This window comes from Streptomyces sp. NPDC086777 (genome assembly GCF_040702065.1).
In the GTDB taxonomy this organism is placed as follows: domain Bacteria; phylum Actinomycetota; class Actinomycetes; order Streptomycetales; family Streptomycetaceae; genus Streptomyces.
Genome location: NZ_JBFBJI010000009.1, coordinates 148,401 through 170,776 on the forward strand (window position 1 = coordinate 148,401; position 22,376 = coordinate 170,776).

The following is a 22,376-nucleotide window of genomic DNA, read 5'->3' on the forward strand; positions in this document are numbered from 1 at the left end:
AACACGCGCGGCGCGGCTCGGGGTACCGTCGAGGGGGGTGTCGAAGGGTGTCGCTTTCGGTACCCACAGTCGTGAAGGGTGCGGGGATGACGTCACCGAATGAGGCTCTTGCGTACTGGCTTGAGCGTTCCGGGATCAGCCGGAAGGATCTCGCGCGGCGCGTGCAATCGAAGGCGCGGGAGTGGGGCCAGCCCAACATTGCTACGAACGCAACTCGGGTTCGGGGCTGGTTGGAAGGCGGAACGCCCCGCGCGCCTATCCCGGATCTGTTGGCCGCGGTGTTCTCCGACCACTTCGGCTTCCGCGTGACGACGTACGACTTGGGTCTCGGGGAGGGGAGTTCGGTCGACGCCGGCCTCGCCTACGACCCCAGTTTCGCGGTTACGGTGGAAGTCGTCGCCGACCTGGGGAGAGCTGACGTGGATCGTCGGAAGTTCCTTGCAGCCGCGCCGTTCGCAGCGGTGGCCGGGGTCGGTCCCTCGCGGGACTGGCTACTCAACACCCTTGACCAGGAACCGGAGCCGGGGCCGCGCGTGCGGCTGGAAGACGTGACGGCCGTCCGGAACATGTTCAGCACGTTTCAGCAGATGGACATCTTCCAAGGCGGAGGATCCGGGCGTCTGGTGCTGGCCGAGTACATGAACCAGCACGTCTATCCGCTGCTTCGCCGGTCGCATGACGAGCAGGTGCGGTACGCGCTGTGCGAGGCGGCTGCGGAACAGACCTATCTCCTAGGCTGGATGGCCTACGACAACGGCGAACACGCGATTGCGCAGCGCTACTTGATCCAGTCGCTACGCCTCGCCGAAGAATCGCGGAATGCTTCGCTGGGCGCGCATGTCCTTGCCGGGATGGCCGATCAGGCAACCCTCTTGGGTGACCCGCGCGAGGGTCGGCGCCTGGCACAGGCGGGGCGACAGGGGTTGTCGAGGGCGACCTCGCCGGCATGCCTCGCTGACCTGTGGTGCCTGGAAGCTCGGGCACTCGCCATCCTCGGCGACAAGACGGCGGCCGCTCACGCGGTCGTGCAGTCGGAACGGGCAGCCGAACGCATCGACCTCGCCGAAGAAGCGGAGTGGGCAGCGTTCATCGACCCCGCGTACCTCCACGGGGAGCATGCCAATACCTTCCGGGACCTGGGCGATGCGGAGTCGGCGGAGGAACACGCCCGCCGGTCCATCGACCACGCGCGCATGCAGAAGAGGGCCCGCCGCGGCGCCATGTCGCAAGCGGCGCTTGCCGTGTCCCACCTGCAACGGCGGGACGTTGACGGGGCGTACGCGGCCGGCATGCGCACGCTGCGACTCGCGGGCCAAGTGAAGAGTTCGAGGGCGGTCGAGGCCGTGCAGGATCTCACCCGTCGCATGCGGCCCTTCGGCGGTAACCGTCTGGTGGCTGACTTCACAGAGCGGGCGCGGGAGCTGGTCACCGCGGCGTAGGCCCGTGAACGCAGAGAACGCCCCCGTACGGCCGTTCGTGGCCGTACGGGGGCGTTCTGCTATTTGGCGGTGGCGAACTGCCAGACGGACAGGGCGAGGCCGAGAGCGGCGACCAGAGCGGCGATGGACGGCAGAGGCCATCGGGCGCGTTCGAGGGCGTCGAGGCGTTGGTCGTGGTCGGCGAGTTGCCGGTCGGTCTGGTCGCCCCGCTGAACGAGCAGGGCGAGGGAACCGTCGACCCGTGCGAACCCTTCGGCCATGGTGCCGCGTAGCTTCTCCAACTCGACGGCGACCGACTCGGGTGGGGGCGTCGGTGTGGTCATGCGGTACCGCCCTGGTCGTCGTCGACCAGGCCGAGGCCGACACGGTCGAGCAGCTGCTCGACGGCGGGCAGGGCCATGACACGCGCGACGCCGGCGGCGACGGCGACGGCCCCCGCTACCCACGGCAGGGACTCGGGGATGCCGGACGCGTTCACGATGGCGGGGAGGGCGACGGCGAACATGACGACGCCCTGAATGACGGTGCGGACGGTGCGCTTGTTGGCGGGGCTCATGAGGGTTCCTCGTTTCGGAGAGTGCGGGTACGGGGGCCCGCCCCGGCGGCGCGGTGCCGGGGCGGGCGAGGTGCCTACTTGCCGTAGGCGAGGCGGAACAGGGCGGCCCATCCCTGCGGGCCGATAGCGGGGTCGCGGGTGACGCCCTCGGCGCGGTATTGCGGGTGCTTGTTGTGGAACGCGGTCACGGCTGCCTGCGTCTTGGGCCCGTAGTTGTCGGACTCGGTGACGCTCTTGGACATGAACCCGGCGGCCTTGAGCGCGCGCTGAAGCGTGCGGGCCGAGGGCTTGGCCTTGTTCGGGGCGAGGCCGGCCGGGAACTTCGGCGGGGTGTACTTCGCCGGCTCGTCGTCCCCGTCGTCGGTGTTGCCCTGGGCCCACTCGCGCAGTGCCGAGGGGGACAGGTACGCGATGTTCCGGTCGACGGGGGTCGAAGTGAACTGCCAGAACGTCACGGTGCGCCCGCTCGGCTTGGGCCGGGTAGCGGCCTCTGCTCGGGCGTAGGTCGCCGCTCCCCACGGGTACGCGGGGTACCACAGGGACACACCCGACGGGACGTGCCCGGCGGCGATGTCCGAGGCGGACGTGTAGATGCCGACGACCTGCCCGGGGAATGCCTTCTTCACCGCGGCGATCCATGCCGAGGCGTACGCCCTGATCTGGGCGGCGGTGCGGCCCTGGTAGTTGCGGCGGTCGCTGTACGCCTCCAGGTCGAGCCAGTGCAGGAAGCCGGGACCGGCGTGCGCCTTGACGGCGGCGATGTAGTTCGCGGCCTCGGTGGCGGCGGACTGGTTCGGCCACGCGAAGTGATACGCGCCGGCGATCAGACCGGCGGCCTTGATGCCCTTGATGTGGGTCGCGAACTTGGGGTCGTGGGTCTTCTGACCCTCGCTCGCCTTGGCGAACGCGAAGGTGAGGCCGTCGGCCTTGAGTGCCTTCCAGTCCTGGGCGGGCTGGTACGCGGAAACGTCGATGCCGCGCGAGGTGCTGGTCATGGTGGGTGTCTCCAGACATGAAAAAACGCCCGGCGCGGTGCGCGGGGCGTACGGGAGGTATGGGGGTCAGGCGACGCGTTCGAGCTTGAGGTAGCAGCCGGCGAGCAGGACCGTTGCCGCGGTGTTGGAACTGTTCTGCGCCCACCGGAGCGTGAGGCTTCCGGCCGTGGTGCCGACGATCAGTGCGCCTTGGAAGGTGGTCCCGGTGGTGACGCTGAACGTCAAGTCGGTGCCGAGGGCGGAGGCGCCCCCGCCGTCGTTGTCGGTCCACACCATCGTTGCGCCGCTCGGCGCGGTCCAGCTGGCGCGGAAGCCTCCGCCCCCGTTGGTCCATACGAGAACGGCCTCGACGATGTACGTCGCGCTGGCGACCACAGGCAGGGTCAGGTGTGTGTCGGCGGCGACAGCGGCGGTACTGGTGCGGGAGGTGTCGGCCGACTTGGTGACGGCCTGCGTCTGTCCGACACCCTGAACGATCACGTTGCCGCTGAACGTCTTGTTGCCGGCAACGGTCTGGGCCCCGGTGAGGAGTACGGCCGTGCCGGTGGCGATGGCGCCCACCTGGGCGGCGGTGTAGGTGGGGCGCTGCGCGCTGGTGAGGATGCCGTCGGTGCCGAGGGTGGCGACCCCGGATGCGGCGCCGAGTGCGGTGGTGGCGACGGCCCCCACGTCGGCGGCGGCGAGGACGACCGCGGCGGCCGATATGCCGTTGACGGACTGGACGACGCCCGGTGCGCCCGCCGCGCCCTGGTCGCCCTTCGGTCCCTGCGGGCCGGTCGCTCCCGTTGCTCCCGTCGCTCCGGGTGCGCCGGTCGCTCCGGTCGCGCCCCTGGCGCCTGCTGCTCCGGCGGGCCCGACCAGGGACGCGAGCCACTGGGTGACGGTCCCGACGAAACCGGCCTTGACGGCGACCTCGTATGCGGAGTCGCCTCGTACGGCGACGTAGTTCGGGGTCGAGGGGTCGGTCGGCGCGAGGTCGGCGAGGTCTACCTCGGGCGCGTTGGTGGGCAAGAGGACCTGATAGACGCGGTTCATGGACACGCCCGCGAGCTGTTCGGCGACCGAGTACGACCAGCCGCTCGGGTTCATGCCGGGGGCGTCGGTGGCCGGTAGCTCGACCTCGAACGCGCCCGTGGCGTCGAGCGGGACCTTGACGGGCCCGCCGAGGATCACGTCGTACGCCCCGAACGTGATCAATGCCGGTGCGCGGAAGACGACTTGCCCGGACAGGGGCCGGCCGTCGGGGAACAGGAACCGTCCGGTCACGCGAACGGTGGGGATGCCCTCGGGGAGCACATCACACCCCCCTCGTCGGCCTCGGCGGTGATGACGGCGTCGGCGGCGGCGACCGTGGCGGCGGTCCGTACGGGAACGTCGGGTGCCTCGTCCGCGGTGAAGGTGTTCCGGGTGTAGGCGCGGTACATGCGGGTCTCGACGTTCTGCCCGCTGGTCTTGGCGCGGTGGCTGACGTCCCACACGACCGATTGCAGGAACTCGACGCCGTCGAGGGGCGCCTCGATGGTGCGCTGTGTCCATGTGTTCGCGGCGACGTCGTACTCGGCGAGCGTCCGCGCGGTGCCGCCGGACGGGGTCGCGGACACCTTGACCTGTCCCCCGCCGGTCCCGGCGTACGTGAAGACGACGATCACGGCGACCGCGTTGTGTGCGGGGCTTGCGCCCCACCACGCGGTGTCGTAGGTGGTGCCGGTGTAGGACTGGCGCGCGGTCGGGTACAGGCCGATGGGCATCCACGGGCGGCCGAGGAACCGGTCGGAGTACGCGTCATCCATCACGATCACGTCGCGTACGCCCTGGTCGCGGTTCCACATCCGGATCATTTGGCCGGCGCCCGAAGCGTCTTCGTCGCCGACGGTGAGTGCGGCCAATCCGTCCGTGGGGCGGGCGATGCCGACGGCCCAGTCTCCGGCGGGGGTCTGGCCGGTCATGAAGATGCGGTTGCCGTTGGGTGCCTCGGCGATCAGCCGGCCGCCCTCGCCGATCACCACGTCGCCGTTCAACACCTGGTTGAGGGCGGGCCGCATCTGCGCCCGCCCGCGCAGCTGCCTTACCTCGCGTTCGAGGGCGGCGAGGCGGTCGAGGACGTCTTGCGGGACGTAGGCCATGGTCAGGGAACCTCCAGGTACAGGCGGGCCGTCTCGGGGCGGCCTCGCTCGGGCGGGGTGATGGACAGGCCGACGACGCGGTACCGGGCGTCGAGGGTGTCGGGGTGCCACAGGTCGCGGATGCGGAGTCGGACCGTGGCGCCGAGCAGGGCCGGCGTGATGGTGCCGCCGAGCAAGACCTCGACCTCGGGTATCTGCACGGGGTTGCGGGCGGCGGTCCAGTCGGCGCGGGCGTGCGCGTCGAGGGTGGCCTGTTGTTCAACGGTGGTGTAGTCGCTGCTGCCGTCGAGACGCGGCCAGCCGGCGGCGATATCGGCGTCGTCGACCAGTACGGGCGAGGTGAGCGGGTAACTGTCCTGCGCCTGGTTGCTGTTGATGCTGGCGCCGCGGGACTGCCACGCGTTCGCCTTGCCGGTGGCGTCGACCGGCCACGTGTAGGACAGGACCGGTCCGGGGTGGTCGAGTACGACCTCGGCGGCGCCCGCGCGGATGACGGGGTGTCCGAGTTGAAGCTGTTTCACGCGGCGGCCGTCGGCGTCGCGGAACGATGCGATGCGCCACTCGAACCCGTCCTCGACGGCGGCGAGGTCGTCGAGCAGGTCGCCGATGGTCGGGAGGTCGTAGCGCAGGTACGTGCGGTCGCGCAGCACGCCGGACAGGTCGGTGTCGTACGTGACCCCGATGTTCCCGCCGGGGGTGTTCTGCACGTAGTCGACCATGCCGCGCGCGATGTCGAGTTGGTCGACCTGCTCGGCGGTCTGCGTGTCGTACAGCAGTCGGCGGTACAGGTACGACTCCCACCCGCCGGCCTGAATCTGCGCGCCGAGGAACCCGCGGGCGTCCGAGGCGAGGGCGAGGGTCCACAGGATTCCGCCCCACCAGATTTCGCGCCCGCGTTCGACCCACACGGCCGTTCTGCCGGGCACGATCGCCCGCCGGGCCCGCTCGGCGATGGCGCGGTTGGGAATCGGCACGGTACCGGTCAGGCGGCCGGTTTTCCCTATGTAGTCGTCGAGGGCGACGCCCTGTACGGGCAGTGCGTCGAGCAGCTGGTCGGAGCGCAGATCACAGAACAGCAGCCGGTACGGCGGCGCGATCACTGGACGAACTCCACGGTGAGCTGACCGTCGCGTACGAACACGTCGGTGCCGGTGCTGCTGCCGCTGCTGATGTTCCAACCGGGAATGAGCGTCACCTGACCGCCCGGAGTGAGGCCGAAGCGGTAGACACGGCGCGAGGCGACGACACGGCCGGCCTGCGCGCTGATCCCGTTCGCTCCGCCGTGGGCCTCGGTGTAGGCGCCGGTCGCCCGCCACGTCATCCATGCCGTGGCGGCGGTGGTGTTGCGGTTGGACACCTGTCCCCCGACGGTGATGAACACGGCGCCGGACGGGGGCACGGTAAAGGTGATACGCGGCCAGGCGGCGGCGGTGAAGTCGACGAACGCGCCGGTCTGGTTGAGCGGCGGGTCGGCGGCCTGCGCGGTCGAGATGGGACGGGTCGGGGTAGCGGGGTACTGCTCCCACACTCCGGCCGCGGCGTCCCAGCGGTCGAGGCCGGCGCCGTTGTCGCGGTACTGGCCGTCGTACGCCCCGTTGAAGGCGAGGCCGTACCCGCGCGGGATGATCCCGCCGTAGGCGGAGGTGAAGCGGCGCCGGTCGGCGAGGGCTGATGACCAGCTGATACCGCCCACGCCCGCCGAGGCGCCGGCGGGTACGGTCACGTCCCACAGACGCAGACAGGCCGAGGGCATGCTCGGCGCGGTCGGGGTGGCCGACCCCGTGCCGCGGATGATCTCGACGGTGGCGAGGTTCTGTCCGGCCTGGTCGAACAGCTGGTCGTACACGCGCAGGGCGACGGAGTCGATACGGGCGAACTGCGCCTCGCCGTCGGCGAACGTGAGGGTTACGGGGGCGTCGACCGACACGGGGTAGGCGCCCTGGGCGTCGGTGCCCTGTACCTGGGCGCGGCCGACTCCGATCTGTAGGGACATCGCCCCGGCGCCGGTCGCGGCGAACGGGTTCCCGCCGGCGATCACGCCGTCGCGGGTGCGCATCTCGGACTCGGGCGCGAACGTGCCGACCGGCGTAAGGCGGGTGTCCTCGCGAGTCTGCGTGAGCGGCAGCAGCCATGCGGAACGCACGGTCACGGTGGGGTTCTCCTTACCAGTAGGCCGAGCGGTAGCGCACGGTCGCCGACGCCGTCGGGTCGTTGCTGCCGGGCGCCGCGCGGAAGATCAGGGAAGAGGTGCCGGGCGCGAGCGTGAACGTCTGCTCGGGCACCGAGCGGGATGTCGCGGTGTAGATCCGCGACGCCGTGCCGTTGAGGACGACCGTCCCGGCGAGGGTGTCGACGCTGAGCACGTCGCCGGCGGCGAGCGGCATGTCGTACTCGATCGCGTCGCCCGTGGCGAGGCTGGTCAACGACGGGCGGGTCACCGGGCCCCGGAACTCCACAACGGGGTGGGTCTCGGCGTCACCAACATTCGTCGTCGACATGGCGCCCGTACTGCCTGGGTTGCCGAACGGGAGCGGCCACGACAGCGGCCACGACAGACCGGCCTCGGACACGGGCAGGGTCGCCGACACGGTGCGTTCGGCGAGTTCGTACCGGCGTGGGTCGGTGGCCTGCCACTCGATCGCCCCGCCGGCGATGGTGCCGAGGCGGTACCCAAGGCCGGCAGGGATCGCCCGCCGGGTGGCGCGGGCGTAGGCGAGCAGGGGCCCGCGCTCGTCGAGCCACACGACGAGCGGGCGCTCGTCCTCGACCGGCACTGTGCCGGCGTTGAGGGCGGCGACCACCGCGCCGATCGTGGCGCGCGGGGCCCGGACGAGCAGGCCGTCGAGGGTGACCGTGCGGGCCTGTGCGAGCAGCCGGCCAGGGAACGCGCCGTGTGCGTCGGACCGCGCCACGGTCCCGGAGTCGAGGGCGGGAAGCTCCTCCCAACCCCCGATCGAACGCCACCCGTAGGGGGTGCCGGGGCCGAGCAGCAGGTCGCCGTACTGGACATGCCCGGGGCGGGTCACCTGGTCACCAGCGGCCACGGTCACCCCCTCGCCTTGGCCAGCCACGCGAGCGCGCGGGCGTTGTCGTCGGGGGTGCCGTTCTCGGCGGCGTGCCAGTGCTCGACGTGCACGGCCGGGGCCGTCGAGGCGGCGGCGAACGGCGAGCCGTACCCGCCCGCGCCCGTGCCCGCGAGGGCGGGAACGGCGGGCGGAGTGACCAGCGTGGACATGACGCGGTCGAGGGCGCCCTGTCCGGAGCGGATACCGGCGACGACGCCGGCGGGAATCCAACGGCCGACCTCGCGCGCCATCACCTTGGAAGGGCTACCGATTCCGAGTGCCTTTGCAATCGGCCCCGGAATCATCTCTTTCGCGAAAGAGATCAGCTGAGATCTCAGCCAACTGCCCATCGACTGAACGCCCTTGAGCAGGCCGCGAACCAGATCGGTTCCCTTGTCGTAGAGAAGGGTTTTCAGGCTCCCGAGGGCAGACGATATCTTTCCCGGAAGTCCCCGCACCCAATTGACAAGTTCCGTCGCCTTGGTGACTGTGCCGTCTTTGATGCTCTGCCAGTGTTTGAGAATCAGGCCCGGAAGAGTCCAGTTCAAAAAGAAGTTGATCAGCTTCTGAGGCAGGGTCTTGGCGAACGCCGCGACGGCATTCCAGACATTCAGAGTGCCGGTCTTTATGGCGTCCCAATGTGAAATGATGATGCCGACGATCGTCCATTTCAGGAACAGGTCTAGCAGGAACTGACCAATTGACTTGATCTTGTTCCAAATCCAGTCCCACGCCAACGTGGTGTATTTGACGATCGAATCCCAGTTGGCGACGATCAGCGCGACCAGGCCAACGACGGCGGCGATCACCAGGGCGACCGGGAGCATGGACACGATCCACGCCGCGGCCATGCGCGCGGCCTGAATCGTGGCCTGTACGCCCATGGCGATCCACGCGCCGACCACGCTCGCAGCAGTGGCGACCGCGGCGGCACCCTGGGCGATCCAGCCGGCGAGGATCGTCGCGTTCGCGGCGAGGAATGACGCGGTGGCGCCCGCGCCGGCGGTGCTCTGGGCGATCCAGCCGGCGACGACTGCCGTCGATGTGGTCCATGCCTGTGCGGCGAGTGCGACCAGCGTCGGCAGAAAGAACGTGGTGATGAGAACGGCGGCGGCCGTGAACGCCGTGGAGTGGTCGGAGACGAAACCGGCCGCGGTGGCAACGCCCTTGCCGAACTTGAGGGCGTAGTCGGCGCCGGTCGTCAGGGCCGGTACGACGTAGTCGCCCATGACGTTCACGAGCGCCTGCATGGCGCCGCGCTTGAACATCTCGAACTTGGTCGCCGCGTTGTCGCGCATCGCGTCGCCCGCGGCGTCGGTGGCGCCCTTGACCTTGCCGAGGGCGTTTACCGCGCTGCTCGGGTCGATGTTCATCAGGGCACGCGACAGGTCTTCGGACTGCGTGCCGAGCAGCTGCTGTGACAGCCGGAAACGCTCGGTGGGATCCTTTACCGCCCGTAGCCGGTCGGCGATGGTGTCCAGTGCCGCCTTTGCCTGCGGCCCGCCCTTGGCGAATGCCGCGGCCATCTGGTCGGCGTTCAGGCCGAGTGCTTTAAGCCCTGCGGCGCCGCTTCCATCCTTGACCCTGATATTCAGTTCTTTTAGTGCGTCGGCGACGATATCGGCGTCGCGCGCACCGCCCTGCAACCCCTGTTGCAGAATGCCCATGGACGTCTTCGCGTCGAGGCCGAGGTCGCGGAACTGCGTCGGATATTCCGCGTACGTGTCGAGCAGATCCTCGGCGACGTTCACGCCGTTCTGCGTGCCCTTGACCAATACGTCGAGGGCTTCCTCTGCGGAATCGGCAATGCCGGTCTTCAGCATCGTTCCGACGGCGCGGGTTACCTTTCCGACGTCCTCGCCCATGACGGCGGCGGTGTCGGCTACCTGCTTTCCCAGGGTCTCGACCTGGGTCTGTGTCGCTTCCGGGGGCAGCAGGCCGTTTCGGGCGATGCCCTTGATGGCCTCGACGCCTTCCTCGACCGAGTCGACGATCGCCCCGGCGTACAGGTCGCCGGCGGCCTCGCCGTACTTCTTGGCCACGGGCGCGGTCGTGCCGAGTTGGGCCTGTAGCGTGCCGCGGATCTTGCTCTGTTCGAGGGCCTGCCCCACGCCGGTCATGAGGGCGGCGCCGATACCGGCGCCGACGGCGGCCCACCCGAACGCCTTCAACGCGTCGGCGCCCGCGCCGGCGGCGTCGTCGCTCCCGTCGGCCATGCCCTCGCCGATCGCGTCGCCGGCCTGCTGGCCGGCGCTGTCGGCGTCGGTGACAAGCCGTAGGCCGGTCGCGCGCATCCGGTCCTCGGTGCGCTGCATGCCCGCGGCGGCCGGGCGGTCGTCGACCTCGATCGTGGCGAGCAGTTCGCCGACGGTGAGGGCCACGCCGGATCACCTCCCGTCGGGGGTCATCCGGCGCGGTCGCCGGCCGTGCGGCTACGCGGCGGGGATGCCGGTGATAGCGGCGATCTCGGCGGGGTTGGTCACCTTGCGGGGAGTGCGCGACCAGGCGCGGGCGAACCGGGACTCGCCCGGCAGACCGGCGAGCAGGGCGAGGAACCGGCGGGTGGACAGGGCGGCGAGGTCACGGGCGGCGAGGTTGTACTCGCGGGCGAGGTCGCCCTCGACGGCGGTCCAGTGGGTCAGGACCGCTTGCCAGAACTCCGCCCCTTCTTCGTCTTCTTCGGGGCCCTGCGCTGCGCCCTGTTCGGCGCGGTGGCTTTTCCCGCTTCCTGCTGCTCGTACAGCTGGGCGGCGCGCTGCATGGTGCAGCTGCCGGGGCGGCGGATGTTGGCGGCCGAGTAAATCAGCACGACGCCGAGTTGCCGGTCGGTCATCCCGTGTTCGGCCCACGTATCGAGGACGTCGGCGCCGTAGAGAGTGGCGAGCATCTTCCGCACGTCGTCGGCGTCGCTGGAGTGCTGTACGCGCTCCATCTGCAACGTGAACATGAGCGGCAGGGACTCGGGAAGCGTGTACGTGCTGCCGAACAGGGTCAGGGTCTGCCGCGGGCGGGTGGCGGACTCCTCGGCGAAAAACGCGTCGAAGTCTGCCGCGCCCGCCGCGTCGGCGAGCTGCTGCTCGTCGTCGAGGTCGAGGTCGTGCTCGGTCACGTGGTCACCACCGGTTCCGTGGTCGGGGCGCCGCACCTGGTCATGACGGCCGACCATGACGTCTTGTCGTTGTTGCCTCCGCCCTGCTCGCCGGGCGTCACGGTGGCTTCCCACACGACCCACTGCGTCTGTGTCTCGTGCCGCCACCTGATCCGGTTGCGGGACTCGAACCCGAGGCGGTTCGTCCACACGTGGTCGATGTACGCCTGTCCGGGGTCCTGCGCCTTGGTGGTCTTGTCGATGCGGTACTGACCCTCGACGGACAGGGACGCGCCGCGCTGCATGACGTCCTGTTCGTACTGGCCGTCGCTCTCGAACACGGTCGTGTCGACGGTTTCCTCGTTCTCCCCGGGGGAGTGCGTGAACGTGTTCACGCCGGCGAGGGGAAGCCACGTGTCGGTGGTCGCGTTCGCGTCCTCGACCTCGAACAGCCATCCGCGGGCGTCAATGGGCCGGCTGGTGCTGGCCATGCGGGAACTCCTTACGTGGGTGCGGGGCCGGAGACGTCGAGGTCGAAGTTCACGACGTGCTCATGACGGCCGGTGCTGTCGGCGCCCATCGGGGCGGGGGTGCCGCGGGCGGCGGCGAGCGTGAGCCATGTCCCGTCGGGCAGCTGCACGCCGGCGAGGCCGTGCAGCGCGCGGTACAGGGCCTCGGCGCGGTTGCGGGAGACGCGCGGGTCGGGCCCGCCGCGCACGCGCACCTGTAGCCGGCGCTGCTCGGCGTCGTCGCGGGACTCGGGAGCGGGCCCGTCGTACAGCGCGAGGGACACGGCGGCGTCGGGCGCGGGCGGCATCGTCTCGACGAACAGATCGCCGGCCGTGCCGGTCGGGTCGTAGTCGACCAGGCCGAGGCCGTCGAGGTGGTGGGCGAGGCCGTCGAGCAGGTCGACGGTGTAACTCATGGGCTTGATGTCCTAGGGGCTGCTTATGCTCGGCGGCATGGCTGAAGATCGACCGAAGATCCCAATGGAGCTAAAGCGTGCGGTACTTGTCGAGGCGGGACATCGTTGTGCGATTGCCACGTGCCGCCAGACTCCAGTAGACCTGGCTCACATCGAGCCGTGGACCAAGGTGCAAGAGCACACGTTCGACAACCTGATCGCGCTCTGTCCGACCTGTCACAGGCGATTCGATCGAGGCGAGATCGACCGGAAGGCGATGCTTCAGTACAAGGCGAACCTTGAGATCTTGAACAGTCGCTATAGCGATACCGAGCGGCAGTTCCTCAAGGTGTGTGCTCAGAATTGGGAAGAATTTCGGCGCAAACATCTTCACCCAGGCGTGACGTTGGATGAATTCCGGGAAGGCCGGGTGGTCTCGCTCGGGAGTATGAGGATTCACACCGATATGTGGTGGCTGCTCTCGAACCTTCTCGATGACGGCATCGTCACTCTTGGTGATGATCTGCCCGGCCTCTTTGAAAAGGGCGGGGTGACCTCAGTAAGCCTTACTGACAAGGGGTGCAGCCTGATTGGGCGCGTCGTCGACGCAGAACCGATCTAGCGCAGTGCCCGCCGAACCTGCGTGGCGATGATCTCGGCGACCGTGCCGGCTTCGTCCGTCAACGGCCCTTCGAGGTATTTCGCGGTCCGGCCCGCGTCGTGGCGGTAGTTCAGTTCCTCGTGCTGCCTGATCGCGTACGGGGTGTCGAAGCTGACTGCGGCCGCGAGCTGGGTCTCGTCGACCGAGGCGATGCCGGAGCGTTCGAGGGTGCCCTCTTCGATCGGCACGCGGGCGCGGGCGCGTTCGAGGACGTGTTCGGCGGCGAGCCGCAGACCTCGGATGGCGCCGGCGCGGGTGCCGCGCAGTGCGGCGGCGCCGCTCCATGTGAGGCGGGCGCGGGCGGTCACTCGGCGCTCACCTCCGTGCAGGCGGGGACCGGCAGACCCGGCGCGGTGTGGCGGGCGATTCTGATCGCCTTGGTGGTGCGGCCGGTGGGGAGCGTGATCCGGGACTCGGCCGGACAGTCGAGGTCGGGGGCGGCGATGATCTGCGCGGTGGATGTGACCTCGCGCCCCTGGGGGTCGCGCACGGTCTTGATGGTCTCGGCGACCAGGGCGCGGACATCGGCGACCGGCGGGCCGTACGTCGGGCCGTACGCGCTGTCGCCGAGGTACGGCTCGATGGTGATCCGGTGGACGAGCAGCCACTCGGGGACGTTCACCAGATAACCCCCGGCAGCAGTCCGGCGCGCGTGAGGGCGCGGTGCGCGCGGGGCGCGAGGTCGACGTCGCCCGCGGCGGCGGGCGGGTCCTTGCGTCCGGACAGGGACACGAGGCCGATAGAGACGCTGTCCCATCGGCCGGCCGCGCCCGTGCCGTCGTCGCCAGTCGCGGCCCAATACTCGATCTGGGCGCGCACGGCCTCGGTGAGGGCGGTCACGACCTTGGGATCGGTCGGCATGCCCGCGCTGTCGGTGCGGTAGACGGCCGTCAACAGGGCATCGTCGATGTCCTCGGACGCCCGGACGAGCAGCCGGTCGGCGTTCGCCGGGGGCTGGCCGGTCCACACCTGTTCGGGGGTGGCGTAGACACGGCCCACGGCTCACCCCTTGGCGGTACGGGAACGGCCCGCGGGCTTGGTCGCCTGCGGGCCGTCGGGGCTGGTCGTGCCGGAATCGCCCGGCGGCCCGTCGTGGTCCGGCTCGGCGTCGAGCGGGGTCACGTCGTAGCCGTGGCGCCGGAAGTAGGCGACGGCGCCCTCGCTGTCGGTGGTGGCCTCGCCGTTGACGAACCACACGCCGGCCACCTGGCCGTTGAACTCCTTCACGGGAGTGGTCACCTGGTACACGGGGTCACCTGACCTTGATGTTGCGGAAGACGGATGCGGCCTTGGTGGCCTTGAGGACGACGCCGATCGGGCCCATTTCGACCTCGCCCTTCTTCACGGCGCCGGCGGCGGAGAAGTCGGGGAGCCACGTGTTCACCAGCTGCCCGCCCACGGTGGCCACGCCGTGGAAACCGTCGAGGCCGATCCGCACCGCGTACAGGTCCGTGAGGCCGGTCGCGGCGGTGCCGCCCACGGTGCGGTTCTCGATGGGGATGATCGGCGCGGAACTGCCCGCCTTCTCCCCGGGGTCCACGAAGGTGATCCCGCCGTAGCTCTCGCGCACGATCGGGCGGCCGTTGGCGCCGATCAGGCCGTCGACCGGGTCGCGGGTGTATTGGCCGGCGCGGCGGGCGAGGGCGCGCACGCGGGCAAGCGCGGTGCTGTTGCCGATGACCAGGGACGGGGCGCCGTCGAGCAGTGACAGCCACTCGTCGAGGATGTCGAGGGCCTTCTGTTCGGCGCGCGGGTCGGTGTCGAAGTCGGTCCAGTCGGTCACCGTGCCGAGGCGGAACTCGGTGGACGATCCGGCGAGGGCCTTGTCGAGGCCGTCGAACGAGTCCTCGTTCGTGGCCTGGTCGCCGTTGATAACGGCGTCCTGGAAGGTGGTCCGGGCGGCCTTGATCTTCTGCGTCATGTTCAGCGTGACCGCGTTGGACGCTGCCGGGCCGATACGGGCGATGACCCGGTCGACCTCGAACGATCCGCCGAGTACGGCGAGGTCGACGCTGTATCGCTGCGTCTTGACCTCGCTCGGGGTGTACTCGGTGTTCAGCTTCCGGAACGCGGCCGTGGGCTGGGTGATCAGCCGGCGGTACGTGTAGGTGAGGGTGTCGCCGTCGCCGGCGGGGTTCACGACGTCGTTGAAGACGAGCGAGTCGAGCAGGACGGATTCCTTGCGGAACTCGTCGATGACCTGCACGTCAACGTCATCGGTGGCGTTGTTCTTGGCCTCGTCGAGGGTTACGGGCATGGGGGCTGCTCCTGTCTGCGGTTAGCTGCTGAAACGGGCGGCGATGGCGTCGGCGAGGGTGGCCGGGCGCTTGTCGCCGGTCGGCGGCCCGTTGAACTCGGCGCCGCCTCGGGCCGGTCCTTGCGCCGTGGCGACGCCGAGGCGGGGGTTCGCCGTGACGGCGGCGGTGATCGCTGCCGTGAGTGCGGCGGAGTCGTTCGGATCGATCGCCTCGACTGCGGCCCGGAACGACACGGAGTCGAGCAGGGCGAGCGGGTCGGCGCCCGCGGCGGGCGCGGCGCGGTACACGGCGGTCTGTACGGCGGCCGTGCGCGCGGCGGTCTGGCTGTCGGTGATGGCGCGCTGTGCCCACTGAGGCAGACGGCTGATGTCGCCCTCGACCGGCGGCGCGACCGGTGCCGGCTGCTGCTCGGCGGGGGCCGGCGCGGGTACTGCAGGGGCGGCGGGCGCCGCTTCCGGCGCGGGCGCGGGCGCGGGGGTCGGGGCGGGGGGCAGGGCGGGCGGAGTGGTCGGCTGCTGCGGCGCGGCGGGCGGTACCGGCGGCGCGGGCGGTGTGGTCGGCGCGGGCGCGGGCGCGGGCGCGGCGGGGGTCTGTCCGCCCGGCTGGTTGCCGGGGTCGCCCTGCGGCTGTCCGCTCGGCGCGGTCGAGGACGGGGCCGGGGTCGTCATGGGTGCACTCCTGGTGCGGTCGGGCCCGCTCGGCGCGGGCGTCCGGGCATGCGAAAGGGGGCCCGCGCGGGCGGGCCCCCTCGGGGTGGTGGGGTCGGTGGGTTACTCGGCGGCGGCCGTCGCGGGGCGCTCGCGGGCGTAGCCCTTGATCCATGCCGTGCTCAGCAGGGAGTCGAGGGGGTACGGGCACGTCCTCACGTCGTCGCCGCGGCGTCCGGCCTCGGCGCCTTCCGTGACGGCCCGCACGATGTCCTCACGCGTTCCCACGTGCTCACCTCTTGTTCTGCTGGTCGGACTCGTTCTTGCGGGCGCCGGTCGCCCAACGCTGTTCGCGGCCGGTGACCTGCTCGATGAACTCGGCCTGTGTCAGCCGGCCGTGCTCGGCCCACCACTCTTTCAGTTCGTCGCTCGCCCGCGCGTACGCGATTCGAGCCGGACCGGAGAAGAGTTCAGCCGGATTGATCCCGGCGGCCTGGGCCTTCTTGTTGAGCAGGTACCCGTTACAGGCGTGCTCGGCGGCGAGGTACTGCCGATAGACGTACTCCTCGTACATGGCGCGGGCCTCGGCGCGGGTGACCCGGCGGGCCGTCTCCTCGGTCACGCCCTTGGCGGCGTCGGCGGCGATGGCGGCGGCCAACTCCTCGGCGAACGCGTCGTCGTCGGCGAGGGCGCCCCACGTCTCCGGGTCCGGGGCGGGGTCCATCGCTTCGGCGAGGGCGTCGCGGTCGGCGAGCAGGTCGTCAACGGCGTTGCCGGTCACGGCGGGCGGCGGCAGTTCGACGGCGTCGCGACGGTCCATCTCGGCGGCGATCCGCAGTAGTTCGCCGTTGGTGGCGTACTGCATGCACCACGCGAGGGCGTCGTCGCCCACGTCCGAGAGATCCGCGGCGAGGTTCCCGCCGGGGAAGTACCTCGCGAGCAGGGCGCGGCGGTTGGCCTCGGCGTCGAGGGCGGCGCGTTCGTCCGGCCCGGCGAGGCGGGCGCGGGCGGCGAGGTCATGGTCGGACAGGCCGACCAGGTCGCCCCGTACGCCCGGAAGCCGGGCGGCGGTGTCGCGGCGGTCCATCTCCGCCATGACGCGCAGTGCGTCGCCGTCGTCGAGGTGCGGGAACGCGCGGGCGAGGTCGTTGTCGCTGAACGCGAGCAGGTCGTCGGCGAGGTGCCCGCCGGGCCGTACCCGGTCGAGCAGGTCGTCGAGGTCGCGGCGGTTGGCCTCGGCCTCGATCCTCGCGCGGGCGCGGTCGTCGAGCAGGCGGGAACCCTCGGCGCCGGCGAGCTGGTCGTCGCGCATCTCCCGTATCGACCGGTCGTCGCCCGACCACACGCGCGCGGCGTCGACCTGCTGCGCGGTCGGCTCGGTGCGCGGGGCGGGGAGGTTCGAGGCGCCCGGCTGCTCGCGGTGCCGCAACCGGCGCAGGTCGGGGTGTGCGGCGAGGTGGTCGCGCATGGCGCCCTGCCACTGCCGAACCTTGGCGCGGGCGGCGCGCTGCGCCTCGGGGGTGACGGCGGCGGCCTCGCGGTTCTTCCATCGCCTGATGTTCCGCTCGATCTTCCGCTGTCGCTGCCCTGCCTCGTACCCGGCGGGGTCGCTGGTCGCGTTCTCCACAGGGGTGATGCCGGGGGTGTAGGCGCTCACAGAGTGGCGGCAGTTGGGGTGTTGCAGCCCTGCGCGACGGGCCTCGTCGAGTGAGCCGGCGACGCTCACCCGGACCGTGCGGCCGTCCTCGACGGCGTGCTCGGCCTCGACCGTGCGCTCGCCGTCCGCCCCGCCCACGGTCAACACCTTGCGTTCCCATGGGCGGCAGAGCGGGCACTCGCGCGGGGAGTCGGAGACGATGACCAGGTCGACGCCGGCCTCGGCGAGCGTGCGCGCGTGCGCCTCCGTCGCGGCGCGGCCGACGGACGTCCGTACGGCCATCTCCGCGTAAGAGGTGAGCTGCCAACGGCGCCCGGCGCGGTCCGTGAACGACGCGATACCGCGGTCAGCGAATCGGCGCATGGCGTCCTGCGTCGCCTCCCGACGGGTGCCGGTCCCCAGTAGGGGCGTGGCGGTGACCTCGGCGACGACCGTCCGGTACTGGTCGTCGACCGCCCGGAGAATCGAGCGGTGCGTCGAGGTGAGCCGGTCGACGGTTTCTTGTGCGAGGCGGTCGACGGCCTGCGCGTTCGGGGTGACCTCGTCGACCAGGCGGCGGGACTCGTCGGACAGGGCGCCGAGTTCGGCGACCGCGGCGCGGTGTCCGGTGTTGTACGCCTCGGCGACGGCGTCGAACACGTCGAGGCTGACGGCCTTGCCGAGTTCGTCGACAACGGCCTGTGCGGCGCGGCGCACGGCCTGAACGGCGGCGAGCTTTCGCTCGACCCACCCCGGGGCGTCGAGGCCGTCGGCGAGCTGTCGGGCGATGACGCCCAACAGCCGTTCCTCGGCGGCGGCGTACAGGTTGCGGGTGGTTTCGGCGAGGTCTTCGACCATGCCCGGATGGATCGGCACTTACCCCCCTGTGTGGTGCTGGTCACAGGGGCGAGTTTCGAGACGCGCTGAAATTCACCGGGACTCACCGAGACTCACCGAGACTCGCCGGGCCGTCGCGACGACAAATCTGGGGCATTTAGGAAATAGAGCACGCGGGGTATGTGTTCGCGTGCCCCCCCAACTCCCCCTCGACCGCATATGCTTGCTTCCGTCACCGCGTGACCCACCGCGTTCGCCTCGCCGCGATCGTCGGCGAGGGCCCTAGATCTCAGGGCACCTTGGGGTCACTGGAGGTGGCGCACGATGGGACGTCGCGAGGTACGCGGCAGGCGGAAGGGCAAGCGGAAGCCGGGCAACCGGCTGTCGTGGGTCGACTGGCTGCCGGTCATCAGGCTCATCATCGAATGGCTGCTGCGGTAGGGCTGTACTAGACAGCTCTGACGTGATCCCGGCGGGTACGGTACGGACTCAGCACTGAGCCCGGCCGACTGGCACGCGACCGGGCTCACTTGCTGCACGCCAAAGCGAGGGCCTGGTGTCTAGCTCCAACTAGACATCAGGTCCTCCGCTGTGCTATGGCACAACGAATGTTTGGCGTTTCAGGTGAAACAGTACCTTGGTGCGGACAAGGTGGGAAAGTTTTGCGCGTCGAATTGGGTTGTGACATTGCCGATGACATTTCGGATGACATTGCTGATGTCAGTTGGGAAATGAACCGACGGGGTCGGGCGCGGCGGCGCCGGTTTCGGCGAGGATCGCCCGCACTTCGGCCTGTACGGCGGTGTCGTCCCACGTCGGGTTCAGGATCTTGACCTTGGTTGCCGTACTGACGGCTCCGGCGCGGTTGAGCAGGTCGAGCGTGGTCGCCGTCTGCTCGGCCGACTCGGCGACGCCGTCGCCGAACTCCACGCGCGGGCGGGCGGGCGTGATCCTGCTGCCGAACAGCTTCGCGTCGAGCAGCAGCAGGACATGAACCATGTCCGCGACGGCGTGCCGCCAGTAGCCGGCCTTCTTGCGGCGGGTGACCATGCTCCGGGCGTCGCGGCTGTCGACCTCGGTCGCGGTGACCGGCGCTCCGTCGCCGTCGAGGCCGAACGACTGGGGCGAGTAGCCGGCAGACTGGGCGGCCTCCCGTGTGATCGCCTCGGTGGTGCTGCGGTGCTCCTCGACCCTGATGTCGAACTGATTCAGCGTGATCCCGTTGCCCTCGTTCGGCGGCATCCGCAGGGAGTGCCAGACCTCGCGGTCGTCGTCGAACGACGCCCCTCGGCCGGCTCCCTCGTTGCGCATGTACCCGTCCGGGACGATCAGGCGGGCGCGGGCGAGGCGGATGTCGCGCATCCACGATGTCCACGTTTCGTCGAGGCTGTCGAACAGGTCGTAGATCGGTGCCGCGTAGTCCGAGCGTCCGATCGGTGAACCGCGGTGCAGCCGGTTGGGCAGCACGTTGGGGACGTAGGCGGCGGTGAGCTGCTGAATGCCGGTCGTGATGGCGTCGCCCTCGGCGTCGAGGCTGCCGACCAGGTCGGCCGTGTCGGGGTGCTCGGTGAGCGGCACCCTGCGCCCGACGTTGTCGGCGGTCCCCTGGTACAGGGCGTGCACGATGCGGCCGGGCTCGTGCCGCTCGAAGTGCCGCCATACCGTCGAGGTTGTCGAGCCTTCCAGTTCGCGCCAGAAGTTCACGGCGCGCAGCAGGCCGAACCGCCACTCGGGTACGGCGCCGTCGGGCTGCATGACGGTGAGCAGGGGGCGCGGTACTAGGTCGCGGTCCCATGTCACCCGCAGGAACACGCCGGACAGGGCGGCGGCCTGCTCGGCGGCGCCGAGGAACACCTGTTGGGCGCGGCCCTCGTCGAGCAGCTGGTCGAGGCGTTCCTGTGTGGCGGTGTCCGCGACGGCGATCGTCGGCATGTCGGAGAACAGCAGGGCGGCCGAGGTCGCGGCGATGTCGCCGGCGAGCGGGACGTGTAGCCGGTGGTCGCGCCGGTCGAGGCGGTGCTCGAACGACCGGCGTCCCCACAGGCGGCGCCGTTCGGTGTGGCGCGGGTGGTTGGTGTAGATGCGGGCGAGGCGTTTCCGGTCGCCGCTGTACCACGCGTCGTCGATGCGCATCGCGTCGTAGTACGGGGCCCACGTCGGGGGCGGCCATGCCGCGCCCGGGTCAGGGAGTGCCATCCTCGCCCCCTTCCTGGCCTGTGATCTCGAACGCGTCGGCGGCGCTGCGGAACAGGGCGGCGAGGGCGGGGCGCAGCTGCTCGCCGGGGGCGAGGGTGAGGTCGCCTACCTCGACGGTGTGCTCGCCGACGGTGAGGGTTACGTGCAGGGTGAGCGGTGCGGCCATGGCGGCGGCCTCCTTATGCGGCGAGGGTGAGCAGGTGCCGCCATTCGTGGGCGGTGGAGTGCACGGCGTAGCGCAGTGCGTCGCACGAGTGGTCGGCGACCTTGACGGGCTTGTCCTCGCCCTTGTCGGCTGCGGCCGTGTCCCATACGTAGCCGGGCAGTTCGTCGAGCAGTCCCTCGCAAGACCGGTGTATGCGCAGCAGGCCGGCGCCGAGCAGGCTCGCCACGGACCGGATGCCGTCCACCACTTCGTTGGAGGCGCGGGCAACGCCCTCGTAGGAGTCGGCCCACAACTGCGTGATGAACGATGCCGCGCTCGGGTCGACGAACGTCCACTCGGGGGCGACGCCCTGCTCGGAAACCCACGCGCGCAGTGCGGCGCTGTACTGGGCGTCGGTCATCTGCCGTTGCGCGGTGCGGGAGTCGTGGCGCCACTCGGCGCACGCGTACAGCCGGCCGTCGACTCCCTCGCCGAGCAGGATCGCCGAGGTGGCGTTCACGGTGCCGTAGTCGACGCCGATCCAGTACCGGCGCATGGGCGGCAGGGTGTCGACGACGTGCTCGGACTCGTCGAACATGTCGTAGATCGCGCCCTCGGCCTGGACCCACAGGCCGAGGACGTTCCGCTTGTAGAACAGGCCGGTGTGCGTCGACTTGATCCGGGCCTTGTACTCGTCGTCAAGGCCGGGATTGTCGTCCAACTGGAAGTGCCACGAACTGAGCCGGGCCTCGGTCGGCCTGAGCAGGTAGTCACGGCGTAGCCAGTGATTCGGATTGTCCGGGTTGGTGGTCGCGAAGATCTTCGACCCCGGCACGCTGCACCGTGCGGTGAGCTGGTCAAAGAACGACTTGGGGAGCGTGGTCGCCTCGTCCACGTACGCCCCGGCGCACGTCAGACCTCGTACCTTCGGTTCGGCCTGGGCGTCGTTGGCGCCGAGGGCGTGCACGGTGCGGCCGAGGACGGTCGCGGTCGGGGCGCCGCTGGTGTACTGGATGTCGTGGGCGACCTCACCGAACACGTCCGGGTTCATGAGCGGGCCGAACACGTTCCGGGCGAGGCTGTCGCGGGTGCGCCCGACCATGACCAGTTCGCCGCCGGTCGGCGGGTCGGCGACGTACCCCAACCACCGGAGCAGGCTCGCGATGGTCTTCCCGGACCGAACGGAGCCTTCCCACAGGTTGAGGAACGCGGCGGCCTCGACGATCGAATCGACCTGCTTCGGCGACAGACCGAGGTCACCCGTCATCGTCGCCGTCCGGGCCGTCTGGTGAACTGCCGTGCCTCTCGGCGTAGTTGCGGGCGAGTCCTTCCATGAGGCGCCCGATCACGGAGCGGGAGTGCTCGCCGGCCTCGTCGCGCGGCGGGGTGAGCTTGAGTGAGCGGTCGAGGGCGGCGCTGGCGGTGGCCATCATGGTGCGCCGGTCGGCGGGGGTCGGCTCGTCCTGCCACTTCTCGGCGTAGGTGTGATCCTTCCCGCCCCACTCGAAGTAGAGATGCGGTTCGGTCATCCGGGCGACCTCGCGCTCGGCGATGTCGTGCAGTGTGACGGCGAGGTCGGCGCGGCGGGCGGCGAGGTCGGCCCGGCGTACCCGGGTGGCGGTCTCGACCTCGGCGGCGCGGTCGAACGTGAGTGGCGGGTCGCACGCTGCGGCGATCTTCGACACGGTCGAGGGCGACCGGCGGATCGTCTTCGCGATCTCGTTCCGGCTCTTGCCCTGGGCGTGCAGTCGGCGAACCTGCTCGCGGTCGTCGTCGTCGATGGGGCGTCCCACGGGCGGTCACCTCCCGCGGGCATGCGAACGGCC

General features: G+C 70.4%; 26 protein-coding genes. 2 read left to right on the forward strand and 24 right to left on the reverse strand.

All coding sequences use genetic code 11. The annotated features are described in order from the left end of the window. Positions 1-86: 86 nt before the first annotated feature. Positions 87-1,439 (forward strand): transcriptional regulator, encoded by a 1,353-nt coding sequence (locus AB0472_RS15385; protein WP_366356758.1) that lies wholly within the window; start codon positions 87-89, stop codon positions 1,437-1,439. Positions 1,440-1,498: 59 nt separating this feature from the next. On the opposite strand, the gene AB0472_RS15390 is transcribed toward AB0472_RS15385, so the two are convergent. The 12 genes from AB0472_RS15390 to AB0472_RS15445 form a co-directional block, all read right to left on the reverse strand. Further along, positions 1,499-1,762 (reverse strand): hypothetical protein, encoded by a 264-nt coding sequence (locus tag AB0472_RS15390; protein WP_366356760.1) that lies wholly within the window; start codon positions 1,760-1,762, stop codon positions 1,499-1,501. Next, a complete protein-coding gene (locus AB0472_RS15395; RefSeq protein WP_366356761.1) occupies positions 1,759-1,995 on the reverse strand; it encodes a hypothetical protein in 237 nt (78 codons plus the stop codon). Before AB0472_RS15395 ends, AB0472_RS15390 begins: the two co-directional genes overlap by 4 nt. A 74-nt stretch (positions 1,996-2,069) precedes the next feature. Next, positions 2,070-2,990 (reverse strand): GH25 family lysozyme, encoded by a 921-nt coding sequence (locus tag AB0472_RS15400; RefSeq protein ID WP_366356762.1) that lies wholly within the window; start codon positions 2,988-2,990, stop codon positions 2,070-2,072. Positions 2,991-3,056: 66 nt separating this feature from the next. Next, complete coding sequence (locus AB0472_RS15405; protein ID WP_366356764.1) at positions 3,057-4,256, reverse strand: hypothetical protein; 1,200 nt, start codon at positions 4,254-4,256, stop codon at positions 3,057-3,059. Next, a complete protein-coding gene (locus tag AB0472_RS15410) occupies positions 4,253-5,113 on the reverse strand; it encodes a hypothetical protein (RefSeq protein ID WP_366356765.1) in 861 nt (286 codons plus the stop codon). Before AB0472_RS15410 ends, AB0472_RS15405 begins: the two co-directional genes overlap by 4 nt. 2 nt (positions 5,114-5,115) lie before the next feature. Then, a complete protein-coding gene (locus tag AB0472_RS15415) occupies positions 5,116-6,210 on the reverse strand; it encodes a hypothetical protein (protein ID WP_366356970.1) in 1,095 nt (364 codons plus the stop codon). Further along, entirely contained in the window at positions 6,210-7,262 is a 1,053-nt protein-coding gene (locus AB0472_RS15420; RefSeq protein ID WP_366356767.1) for a hypothetical protein, read from the reverse strand. Before AB0472_RS15420 ends, AB0472_RS15415 begins: the two co-directional genes overlap by 1 nt. A gap of 13 nt (positions 7,263-7,275) precedes the next feature. After that, a complete protein-coding gene (locus tag AB0472_RS15425) occupies positions 7,276-8,157 on the reverse strand; it encodes a hypothetical protein (RefSeq protein ID WP_366356768.1) in 882 nt (293 codons plus the stop codon). Positions 8,158-8,159: 2 nt separating this feature from the next. Then, positions 8,160-10,559, reverse strand: coding sequence for a phage tail tape measure protein (locus AB0472_RS15430; protein WP_366356770.1), 2,400 nt, complete (start codon positions 10,557-10,559; stop codon positions 8,160-8,162). A 257-nt stretch (positions 10,560-10,816) separates the two neighbouring features. Further along, positions 10,817-11,287 carry a hypothetical protein gene (locus tag AB0472_RS15435; RefSeq protein WP_366356772.1) on the reverse strand — a complete coding sequence of 157 codons (471 nt, stop codon included), beginning with the start codon at positions 11,285-11,287 and terminating at the stop codon, positions 10,817-10,819. After that, on the reverse strand, positions 11,284-11,757 hold the full coding sequence (locus AB0472_RS15440) for a hypothetical protein (protein WP_366356773.1): 474 nt from the start codon (positions 11,755-11,757) through the stop codon (positions 11,284-11,286). The genes AB0472_RS15435 and AB0472_RS15440 overlap by 4 nt, the downstream gene beginning before the upstream one ends. An 11-nt stretch (positions 11,758-11,768) precedes the next feature. Next, on the reverse strand, positions 11,769-12,191 hold the full coding sequence (locus AB0472_RS15445; protein ID WP_366356775.1) for a minor capsid protein: 423 nt from the start codon (positions 12,189-12,191) through the stop codon (positions 11,769-11,771). A 37-nt stretch (positions 12,192-12,228) separates the two neighbouring features. Between AB0472_RS15445 and AB0472_RS15450 the strand changes: the two genes are divergently transcribed. Further along, on the forward strand, positions 12,229-12,792 hold the full coding sequence (locus AB0472_RS15450) for an HNH endonuclease signature motif containing protein (protein WP_366356777.1): 564 nt from the start codon (positions 12,229-12,231) through the stop codon (positions 12,790-12,792). Here the strand turns inward: AB0472_RS15450 and AB0472_RS15455 are convergent. From AB0472_RS15455 to AB0472_RS15510, 12 genes are all read right to left on the reverse strand, one after another. Continuing rightward, positions 12,789-13,139, reverse strand: a complete 351-nt coding sequence (locus AB0472_RS15455) for a hypothetical protein (protein WP_366356779.1) — start codon at positions 13,137-13,139, stop codon at positions 12,789-12,791. The two genes, AB0472_RS15450 and AB0472_RS15455, sit on opposite strands and share 4 nt — an antisense overlap. Next, on the reverse strand, positions 13,136-13,453 hold the full coding sequence (locus tag AB0472_RS15460; protein WP_366356781.1) for a hypothetical protein: 318 nt from the start codon (positions 13,451-13,453) through the stop codon (positions 13,136-13,138). Before AB0472_RS15460 ends, AB0472_RS15455 begins: the two co-directional genes overlap by 4 nt. Beyond that, complete coding sequence (locus AB0472_RS15465; protein WP_366356783.1) at positions 13,450-13,830, reverse strand: hypothetical protein; 381 nt, start codon at positions 13,828-13,830, stop codon at positions 13,450-13,452. Before AB0472_RS15465 ends, AB0472_RS15460 begins: the two co-directional genes overlap by 4 nt. A 3-nt stretch (positions 13,831-13,833) precedes the next feature. Further along, on the reverse strand, positions 13,834-14,070 hold the full coding sequence (locus AB0472_RS15470; RefSeq protein ID WP_366356785.1) for a hypothetical protein: 237 nt from the start codon (positions 14,068-14,070) through the stop codon (positions 13,834-13,836). Between the two features lie 13 nt (positions 14,071-14,083). Next, on the reverse strand, positions 14,084-15,088 hold the full coding sequence (locus tag AB0472_RS15475) for a major capsid protein (protein ID WP_366356787.1): 1,005 nt from the start codon (positions 15,086-15,088) through the stop codon (positions 14,084-14,086). 21 nt (positions 15,089-15,109) lie between these two features. Beyond that, positions 15,110-15,757, reverse strand: coding sequence for a hypothetical protein (locus tag AB0472_RS15480; protein ID WP_366356789.1), 648 nt, complete (start codon positions 15,755-15,757; stop codon positions 15,110-15,112). 102 nt (positions 15,758-15,859) lie between these two features. Then, on the reverse strand, positions 15,860-16,024 hold the full coding sequence (locus AB0472_RS15485) for an Rmf/CrpP fold protein (RefSeq protein WP_366356791.1): 165 nt from the start codon (positions 16,022-16,024) through the stop codon (positions 15,860-15,862). Between the two features lie 4 nt (positions 16,025-16,028). Continuing rightward, positions 16,029-18,248, reverse strand: a complete 2,220-nt coding sequence (locus AB0472_RS15490; protein ID WP_366356793.1) for a phage minor capsid protein — start codon at positions 18,246-18,248, stop codon at positions 16,029-16,031. 681 nt (positions 18,249-18,929) lie between these two features. After that, positions 18,930-20,405 carry a phage portal protein gene (locus tag AB0472_RS15495; protein ID WP_366356795.1) on the reverse strand — a complete coding sequence of 492 codons (1,476 nt, stop codon included), beginning with the start codon at positions 20,403-20,405 and terminating at the stop codon, positions 18,930-18,932. After that, a complete protein-coding gene (locus AB0472_RS15500; protein WP_366356797.1) occupies positions 20,392-20,571 on the reverse strand; it encodes a hypothetical protein in 180 nt (59 codons plus the stop codon). The genes AB0472_RS15495 and AB0472_RS15500 overlap by 14 nt, the downstream gene beginning before the upstream one ends. Positions 20,572-20,584: 13 nt before the next feature. Next, positions 20,585-21,817, reverse strand: coding sequence for a PBSX family phage terminase large subunit (locus tag AB0472_RS15505; RefSeq protein WP_366356799.1), 1,233 nt, complete (start codon positions 21,815-21,817; stop codon positions 20,585-20,587). Continuing rightward, the gene (locus tag AB0472_RS15510; RefSeq protein ID WP_366356801.1) at positions 21,807-22,343 is read right to left on the reverse strand and encodes a helix-turn-helix domain-containing protein; all 537 of its coding nucleotides are present in this window, start codon (positions 22,341-22,343) and stop codon (positions 21,807-21,809) included. The genes AB0472_RS15505 and AB0472_RS15510 overlap by 11 nt, the downstream gene beginning before the upstream one ends. Positions 22,344-22,376: the final 33 nt, after the last annotated feature.